At 35.4% G+C, this 9089-nt stretch carries 11 protein-coding genes; 6 read left to right on the top strand and 5 right to left on the bottom strand.

Annotated elements, in window-relative coordinates; genetic code table 11:
• The coding region (locus ACY2V1_RS07200; RefSeq protein ID WP_461834120.1) for a putative metalloprotease CJM1_0395 family protein at positions 1–715 on the top strand (715 nt) is incomplete at its 5' end.
• A gap of 35 nt (positions 716–750) precedes the next feature.
• On the opposite strand, the gene ACY2V1_RS07195 is transcribed toward ACY2V1_RS07200, so the two are convergent.
• From ACY2V1_RS07195 to ACY2V1_RS07175, 5 genes are all read right to left on the bottom strand, one after another.
• Positions 751–1644, bottom strand: a complete 894-nt coding sequence (locus ACY2V1_RS07195; protein ID WP_461834119.1) for a DMT family transporter — start codon at positions 1642–1644, stop codon at positions 751–753.
• Positions 1645–1651: 7 nt separating this feature from the next.
• Positions 1652–2821: a tetratricopeptide repeat protein gene (locus tag ACY2V1_RS07190; protein ID WP_461834118.1), complete on the bottom strand. Its 1170-nt coding sequence runs from the start codon at positions 2819–2821 to the stop codon at positions 1652–1654.
• Positions 2821–4113: a GAF domain-containing sensor histidine kinase gene (locus ACY2V1_RS07185; RefSeq protein WP_461834117.1), complete on the bottom strand. Its 1293-nt coding sequence runs from the start codon at positions 4111–4113 to the stop codon at positions 2821–2823. Before ACY2V1_RS07185 ends, ACY2V1_RS07190 begins: the two co-directional genes overlap by 1 nt.
• 97 nt (positions 4114–4210) lie before the next feature.
• Positions 4211–4582, bottom strand: a complete 372-nt coding sequence (locus ACY2V1_RS07180; protein ID WP_461834116.1) for a helix-turn-helix domain-containing protein — start codon at positions 4580–4582, stop codon at positions 4211–4213.
• On the bottom strand, positions 4579–4863 hold the full coding sequence (locus ACY2V1_RS07175; protein ID WP_461834115.1) for a type II toxin-antitoxin system RelE family toxin: 285 nt from the start codon (positions 4861–4863) through the stop codon (positions 4579–4581). Before ACY2V1_RS07175 ends, ACY2V1_RS07180 begins: the two co-directional genes overlap by 4 nt.
• 234 nt (positions 4864–5097) lie before the next feature.
• Here ACY2V1_RS07175 and ACY2V1_RS07170 point away from each other — a divergent pair, with 234 nt between their 5' ends.
• From ACY2V1_RS07170 to ACY2V1_RS07150, 5 genes are all read left to right on the top strand, one after another.
• Positions 5098–5664: a cupin domain-containing protein gene (locus ACY2V1_RS07170; protein ID WP_461834114.1), complete on the top strand. Its 567-nt coding sequence runs from the start codon at positions 5098–5100 to the stop codon at positions 5662–5664.
• Between the two features lie 32 nt (positions 5665–5696).
• Positions 5697–7346 carry an AMP-binding protein gene (locus ACY2V1_RS07165; protein ID WP_461834113.1) on the top strand — a complete coding sequence of 550 codons (1650 nt, stop codon included), beginning with the start codon at positions 5697–5699 and terminating at the stop codon, positions 7344–7346.
• 15 nt (positions 7347–7361) lie between these two features.
• Positions 7362–8087 (top strand): pyridoxine 5'-phosphate synthase, encoded by a 726-nt coding sequence (locus ACY2V1_RS07160; RefSeq protein WP_461834112.1) that lies wholly within the window; start codon positions 7362–7364, stop codon positions 8085–8087.
• 1 nt (position 8088) lies between these two features.
• Positions 8089–8460: a holo-ACP synthase gene (gene acpS / locus ACY2V1_RS07155; RefSeq protein ID WP_461834111.1), complete on the top strand. Its 372-nt coding sequence runs from the start codon at positions 8089–8091 to the stop codon at positions 8458–8460.
• A gap of 21 nt (positions 8461–8481) precedes the next feature.
• Positions 8482–9089 (top strand): NAD(P)H-hydrate epimerase (locus ACY2V1_RS07150; protein WP_461834110.1); only part of this gene is annotated, 608 nt, incomplete at its 3' end.

Here is a 9089-nt window from a genome sequence, read left to right as displayed (position 1 = left end):
AGGTATATCACCAAATAACAAAGATCCTTCTGAAAATACTTTAGTTGCTCAAAAAGAGATTGATAGGACAACTAAAGACAATGGCCAGAATACTCCCTCTAATAAATCCAGTGATGGGATCAATTCTCCAGAAAATAAAGAGGGCAAGTTAAGCCTTTCTAAAAACAGTAAATCTGACAAAAAATCTGACCCAAAAGAAGAAAAAAAGGTTCAAGAATTAAAGAGAATAGATGCCCATGTAAAGGCACATGAACAGGCCCATATTGCCGCTGGTGGCCCTTATGTTAGAGGGGGTCCCCAATATTCTTATGTCATTGGTCCAGACGGAAATAGGTACGCTGTTGCTGGAGAAGTAAAAATAGATGTATCCCCAGTGCCAGGGAATCCAGATGCCACCATAAGAAAGGCACAAGTGATAAAAAGGGCAGCACTTGCGCCTTCTGATCCATCTCCTCAGGATAGGGCTGTTGCTGCCAAGGCAGATCAAATGGCTATGAAGGCCAGAATTGAAAAGTACAGAGAACAGGCAGAAGAAATGGCAAAACTAGTGGAGAAAAAGGATCAGGCAGAGAATATGGTTTCTTCCCCATTTGATAACAATACATCTTCAGATCTTACTGATATTATCCAGGCTGGCACATCAACTCTTAAAAAGGGCAACTTAACATATGATATAAACAATTATCACCATTCTATTATCCACAAAATTGCCTGACCTATTGTCATCTTATTTATAAAAAATCTTGTATCTTATGATTCTTGGACAGAAATAGTCAATATTACTGAACACAGAATAAGTGCTCCTCCTATATAGCTAATAGGGCTCAGTACCTCGTTCCAAAATAAAAATGCAAGTAATGAGGCAACTACTGGCTCTAAGGTCGCCACCACAGATGCTCTTGATGCTTCAAGATATTTTAGTCCTTTATAGTATGCAATGTATGCAAGATAAGTTGTTACAAACCCTAAAAATAGCAATGGAAAGAGCGCAGATAGAGGGGGAAGAGATTTAGGTATCAAAAAGAATAAGGGAATGCTGCCAATGGGTAGAATGTAGGTAAAAATGGTTATTGAAGAGTAGTTTTGCAGTGTTTTTTTTCCAAAAATGTAGTATAATGCATAGGTTAGTCCTGATATAAGACCCCATATAATTCCCATGGGTGTTATTTTTAGTTGATTTTCAGGGGTGTTTGAGGAAAAAGAGATTAAAACTACCCCTGATATAGTGAGGAATAGGGCAATTAATTTTAAAGGGGTTATTTTTTCATTCAAAAATATCCTCGCAAGTATGGTTACCCAGGCAGGGGCAGTGTATAGGAGCACCGAAGCAAGGGAAGCACCTATTTTTGAAACTGCTACTTGATATGAGACGTAAAAAAGGGACACACACAAAAGACTAAATATTATAAAAATTGGCAAGTCCTTTAAGTTTATACGTATTAGTCCCATAAATATTGCATGGATAAAAAAGAAAACCCATCCAAACACAGCACGGTAAAAGGCTACCTCCATAGGTCCCATGCCGTTTTTAAAGGCAAGTTTTGCCATTGGTCCTATACTGCCCCAACAAGTAGCTGCAATAATTATGAAAATATATCCCGTGATTTCAGTAGATAATTTTGAGATTATATATTTTTTAAACATCTTCTATTTACTCTTTGTTTAGATCCTTTTCCTTCATCAATTTTTCCAACAGGTTTTTGGCGTTCTCAAATTCAGGGTCTATTTGAATGGCCTCATTTAAATGAACCAAGGCATTTTTCTTTTTCCCTGTCTTTAGATATGCTACTGCAAGATTGTAATGCAGTCTGGAATTCTTTGGTTCTTTTTTTAGTGCCTGACGATAGGCAACTATTGCTTGATCCACAGAACCCTTTTTACTTAGAGATACTGCCAAATTATTTAATGTCTCCACATTTAATTTTTCAAATAATATATGACCAAAATCCCTGAATACTTCGTCTAACAGGTCATTTTCAAGATAGGCATTCCATATATCCTGTATTAGCTGTTCGTTTTTTGGATCCACTTTAAGGGCCATTAAAAAGAAACTTTTGGCCTTGTCTAATTTCTCTTTTGCGAGATATATCTTTCCAATATGATAGAGAACTTTTGAGGAATTTGGGTTTAATTCATATAGTTTTTCAAGCGCAGAAAGTACCCCATTAAGATCCTTTTTTTTGAGAGCTATCTCATTTTTTAACCACCATCCCTTGGTATAGAGGGGATTTTCTGAAAGAGCCCAGTTAACCATCTTCTCTGCCTCATCTAAAAATCCCCTTTCCATATACATATAAGCAATTTCCCTTAGCAACTTGGATTTGTCCTTTGGAAATTCTTCTAAAACCTTTTCCAATTCTTCTCTAATTTCTTCATCTTTTCCAGAGTCTATTAACTTTTTTATTTCCTCCAGCTTTTGTTTTAACTCTCTTAATTTTGCCAATCTGTAATCTATATCTTCTATTTTTGATATAAGGGCTTCTACAGTAACAGGTTTTACAAGATATTCAGTTACATCTTGTTCTGCAGCTAGGGCTACATCCTCTTTTTCTCCCTTTGATGTTACCATAATAAAGGGAATGTTTTTAAATTCTTTTTGGCTGCGTACCCATTTTAATAATTCAATGCCGCTCATCCTTGGCATCTTCCAATCACTTATAATTAACTGGATATCTGGATTTTTTTTCAATAGTTCTATTGCCTCTTCACCATTGGAGGCGTCTAAAAAATTTTTATATCCCAGGACCTTTAATATATTACTAAGGGTTTCCCTGGCTGGTTGAATATCATCAACCAACAAAATTGGTTTCTGTTTATCCATTACTCTTCCTCCTCACAAACATAACAACTAAAACAAAATCTGCTACCCTGAGGTTTTGCATCTTCTATCCAAATCCTACCCTCTAATATATTTACAATGCGCTTGCAAATAAAAAGCCCTATACCTGTACCTTGAACTCCCTTATCCCTTTTTAGCCTTTCAAACCTGTTAAAAACAACCTTTTTTAAATCATCTGGTATTCCAGGGCCTGTGTCTTCTATGCAAATTTTTGCAAATTTTTTAAATTTATCCCCAGCCCTTTGTGTTTTTAAAACCTCCCATGAGATCTTTACAAGGCCATTTTCTGGTGTATATTTAATGGCATTGGATATTAAATTCTGGATTAAATGTACAAATAGAGAATGTGTTCCCCAGAGCATAACGTCCTTCTGGGATTGTTGTATTATTTTTATTGATTTGATGTCTGCTTGTGGTTTTAATTCTTCTATAACTTCGTTTAATACAGATAAAAGAGACACTGGTTCAAATTTAATTTTATCTTTTTGAAATTGATCTACTTTTGCGATTTGGAGAAATTCATTTATCATATCAAGGAGTTTTTTGGCTCCATTTAATGCAGTATCCACAATTTGTTTTTGTTGATCATTAAGCCCAATATATTTTAATAGATCCAGATTAGATATAATTGCAGAAAGTGGACTTTTAAAATCATGAACCACCATTTGAACTAATTCCTGCCTCTCAGTATAAGTCATTAGCAATTCTTCTTTGCTTATCTTTAACTCCTCAGAAAGTTTTTTATATTTTTCCTTTTCTTCCTTTAATTTGTGAAATAAACATGAATTTTCTATAAGCGGTGATAAGATAGATGCATAATCTTTTAAAAATGCAAAATCACTTTCCATAAATGATCTATTTTGTTTATGGTCTGATACATTAATAACTCCTAAAATTCGCCTTTCCATTTTAAGAGGTACACATATAAGAGAGGGAGTATTATAATTTTTGCCTATGGCAAATGACTTAAATTTTTTTGACTTTCTGATATCTTTAAAAAATACAGGTTCACCAGTGGTGAATACGTAACCAGAAATAGAATCTGGATTAACAGGAATCTCCTTATCTAATATCTTTTTATTTGTAGCAGCAACAATTTGAAAGGTGTTTTTTTCTTTTGAGTACAACATGATAGAGCCCTTTAAGGCCTGAATCCGCCTTAAAATAACCCTCAAACTCTTATCCATTTTTTGGCTTAAACTAAGCCTATCCGATGATAAAATATTTATAATGGATCTTAAAAATCCAAGTTCCTTTTCTGTATCCTTTTTCATTCAACGTATCCTTTATTATTAAAGATAAGCTGCCTACAACCGCAAGCCTAAGGCGCAGAGGGTTGGCGGTCAGCTTGAGCGCACTGTTGTGCGCTCTTCAAATTAATATTTCAACATCTATACCCAAGGCCTCTGCTATTGATTTTAATGTCTCTATTGAGGGATTTCTTTTCCCAGTTTCTATCTGAGAAAGATATGAAGACGTAATACCTGCTTGTTTTGCAAGCTCCCTAACCGTAATTTGTTTGTATTCACGCCATGCTCGAATGGGATGGATCCCCTCTAAAATAGCAAAGGTCACTTCACCAGGAATGTTCTGCTCTTCCCCACTTTCTATTGCTTGGACATATTTCTCGATATCCTTTCTGTCTTCAATATCATCCATTAATTCCTGAATTTTTATATATTCTTTATAAGGAATTACTGCCCATTCAGGCTTACCATTTTTTTCAATAATTTGAACATTCATTTATATACTCCACCTCTTGTTTTTATTTTTATAATGTGAATATTTTTTTCACTATCATCAACTAGATAGACTACATGCCAATCTCCTACTCGCATCCTATATCCAGGATGATTAGTTAATTTTTTAATATTTGACATTTTTTCTGGCTGGTTAGCTAATTCTTTTATTTTTTTAGCAATTTTTAACGCTAAATTTCGAGGCATTTTTCGAAGAGCTTTGTCAGCCTGTTTGCTAAAAGTGATTTTATACATGTAAATATTTTTGCTCTTAGCCAGCAACAAATCAACTCTTAAAATACTATTAAGCGAAGATTCATGAATATTAATTTTTAGTACAATATTAGATTTAAAATATTGATAAAAAAAAGCACAAGTGGGAATTTATTATCAAATAAGTAAAGTACAAAATTTCCAAATTATTTTTTAAAAAGTACAATTTTGTTACTTTACAAGAGAATATTTCTTTTATATCTCTTTTAGCCTTATCTTAAAAATCCCAAATATTAGGAGAGAGATATGGACAAGATTTGTAACATCGGGAAAAGAATCAAAAAATTCAGAGAATTAAAAGAAATTAGTCTAGATGAATTGTCAAAAAGAACTGGTCTTAGTTTGGACTTATTAAAGGAAATTGAACAAGATAAGGTTTATCCAGCACTTGGGATTCTTTTAAGGATATCAAGGGCATTAGGGACAAGACTTGGAACATTTATTGACGATCAGATCAGTGAAGATCCAATAGTGACAACTAAGGATTCAAGGAGTTGTGAAGAGTCTGCATACAGGGGAGGAAAAGAGGGTCTGCCATTGAAATTTTATTCACTTGGAAGGGGAAAAACAGATAGACACATGGAACCCTTTTACATAGAAATATATCCAAGCAACAATGATATAGATTTTTCCTCCCATGAAGGGGAAGAATTTATAGTAGTTATTTCTGGTGAGATCGAGGTTACTTATGGAAATAAAAAATATTTACTTAAACAAGGGGATTCAATTTATTACAACTCTGCTGTTCCCCACAAAGTTGTGTGTGCCAGTGATGAAGTGGCAAAGATATATGCAGTATTGTACATGACATAAAGCATAAAACCTATTCAAAGTGGAGTAAGAATATGAGCGAAAGTACATATTTACAGGAAATAACACTTGGTCAATTATTAGATAATACAGTAGAAAAATATCCAGACAATGAAGTAGTAGTTTATGTAGACAGAGATTTGAGACTAACATATAAGGAATTTTCAAACCTTGTAGATAAACTTGCAAAGGGTCTTATGGCAATTGGTATTAAAAAAGGAGAAAAAGTAGCGGTTTGGGCGCCCAATGTGCCCTATTGGATAGCGCTACAATTTGCCACTGCAAAGATAGGAGCAATACTTCTTACAGTTAATACACATTACAAGTCTTCTGAATTAAAATATTTGTTATCTCAATCAGAAGCAGAAAATCTCTTCTTAGTTGAAGGATATAGGGATTCAGATTATCTATCAATGATATATGACCTTGTACCAGAGCTAAAGGAACATCCAAGGGGATATTTAAAGAGCAAGGTCCTTCCAAATTTAAAGAGGGTATGTTATTTAGGACATGAAAAATACAAAGGTCTTTATTCCATACCTGAGATAATTGGTATGGGAACTATTATTTCAGATGATGAATATAAAAAGAGACAAGATGAACTCTCCCCCCATGATGTTGTTAATATGCAATATACATCAGGGACAACAGGTTTTCCCAAGGGTGTTATGTTGACTCATTACAATATCTTAAACAATGGATTCTGGGTTGGGGAGAACATGAAACTAACCAATAAAGATAGGATATGCCTTCCTGTGCCTTTGTTTCACTGTTTTGGGTGTGTATTAGGTGTGCTTGCAGCAGTATCTCATGGTTCTACTCTGGTTGTGTTAGAAGAATTCAATCCTATTATGGCAATGAGTGCCATACAGGCTGAAAAATGCACAGCCCTTTATGGGGTGCCAACTATGTTTATTGCCATTTTAGAACATTCTATGTTTTCCAGATTCGATTATTCATCCCTTAGAACTGGGATTATGGCAGGATCCCCATGTCCAGTTAAGGTCATGAGACAGGTCATGGACAAGATGAATATGAAAGAAGTTACCATATGTTACGGATTAACCGAGGCATCACCAGTTATTACCCAGACAAGGACAGATGACGCAATAGAAAAAAGAGTGGAAACTGTTGGAAAACCACTTCCTGGAATTGAAGTAAAATTAGTAGATCCAAAGACAGGTAAAGAGGTCTCACCAGGGGTCCAGGGCGAGGTGTGTTGCAGGGGTTATAATGTGATGAAGGGCTATTATAAAATGGAAGAGGCTACTAAAGAGGCAATAGATGAGGAAGGTTTTCTACATTCTGGTGACCTTGGAGTCATGGATGAAGATGGATATTTAAGTATAACAGGCAGGCTTAAAGACATGATAATAAGGGGTGGCGAAAACATCTATCCAAGGGAGATTGAAGAATTTTTATATCAAATGGAAGGTATCTATGATGTACAGGTAGTTGGTGTTCCAAGTAAAAAATATGGAGAAGAAGTGGGAGCATTTATAATTTTAAAGGAAGGATACAACTATACCGAGGAAGATATTAAAGAATTTTGTAGAGGAAGACTTGCAAGATATAAAATACCAAAGTATATTGCATTTGTTAAATCATATGATATGACAGCAAGTGGAAAGGTTCAAAAATTCAAATTAAGGGAAAAGGCGGCTAAGATTTTTAATACAGATTAAAAAAAGGGGTTTTTTATGCCAAAACTTGCAGTAAATGTTGACCATATAGCCACAATAAGGCAGGCCAGGCTCTCAAAAGAACCAGATCCTGTTCATGCAGCTTTTTTGGCAGAATTAGCCGGAGCAAGTGGAATAATTGTCCATTTAAGGGAAGATAGACGTCATATCCAGGACAGGGATGTAAAACTCCTAAAACAAACCATTAAGACAAAACTTCACCTTGAGATGGCTGCAACAGATGAGATGCAAAAAATAGCCCTGGATATAAGACCCTATATGGTGTGTTTAGTGCCAGAAAAAAGGCAGGAACTCACTACAGAGGGTGGTTTAGATGCAGCATCAAAAATCGACTTTTTAAAAGAGTTTTTAGCTCCCATAAAAGAGGCTGGTATTAAGACATCCCTGTTTATAGATGCAGATGAAATACAAATTGAGGCAGCAAAGAAGATTGGGAGTGAATACATTGAAATACATACAGGCCATTTTGCAGATGCAACAGACGATCTTAGCATTAGAAATGAGCTGAAAAAGATATTAAAGGCCATAAAAATAGCCCAGGACCTAAAGCTCAAGGTAAACTTAGGTCATGGTCTTAATTATGAGAACATATGGGCATTTTCAAAGGTTCATGGGATCTGTGAATATTCTATTGGACACAGCATAGTTGCCAGGGCGGCTTTAGTGGGAATGGAGAGGGCAGTTAGGGATATGGTTGAAATTATAAGCACCTTTGTGGATTAAGATGATCCTGGGCATTGGATTTGATTTAGTTGAAGTTGGACGCATTAGCAGTGCCATTGAGAGATGGGGAGATAAATTTATCTTTCGCATTTTAACTGAGCGTGAAAGAGACCTGGCTTCCAAAGATATTGTAAGATATGTTGCATCCAGGTTTGCTGCAAAAGAGGCATTTGTTAAGGCCCTGGGTACAGGATTTTCACAGGGAGTCTCATTACAACACATTGAAATAATACCTGGTCAAACAACTCCCCCTCAAATAGAGTTAAATGCCAGGGCCTCCTATGTTGCACACCAGTTAGGAGTAAAAAAGATATTCCTTTCTATCTCCCATGAAAAAAATATAGCAGGTGCCATGGTAGTTTTAGAAGGTTAAAAGAATTAAGGAGGCGAGGTTATGTATATCCCCCTTCCAACCCCAAAAGAGATGGGATTATGGGATAAGATCACAATTGAACATGTCGGGATTTTGGGTGAAATTTTAATGGAAAATGCATCCTGGCAGGTTGTTTATGCAATACAAGATGATTTTCCTAATCTAAAACACAAAAAAGTTGCCATAATTGCAGGTCCTGGAAACAATGGGGGCGATGGTTTTGCAGTAGCAAGACACTTAAGTAATCTTGGAGCAGATGTTAAAATTTTTTATAAAAAAGACCTTGAATCATACAAAAAAGATGCTGCCTATCATGTGAACTTAACACTTAAGATGGGCATATCTACAGAAAAGATACCTGAGAATGATTTTAATCTATGTGGTTATGATATAATAATAGATGCCCTTTTAGGAACTGGATTTTCAGGTGAGTTAAGAGATGATTATAAAAGGGTAGTGGAAGCAATAAATAGGGCAAAACCATCTAGTTACATTTTATCTGTGGACATCCCATCTGGGCTAAATGGCTACATGGGTATTCCATCACCTATTGCAGTCAAGGCCAATGTAACAGTAACCTTTGAAGAAGCAAAAGTAGGCTTATATCTTCCTGAGGCAAAAGAGTTTGT

The sequence above is a fragment of the Desulfothermus sp. genome (assembly GCF_053993635.1).
Note: the sequence above shows the minus strand (reverse complement) of the source record. Positions and strands in the feature narration are given on the sequence as shown.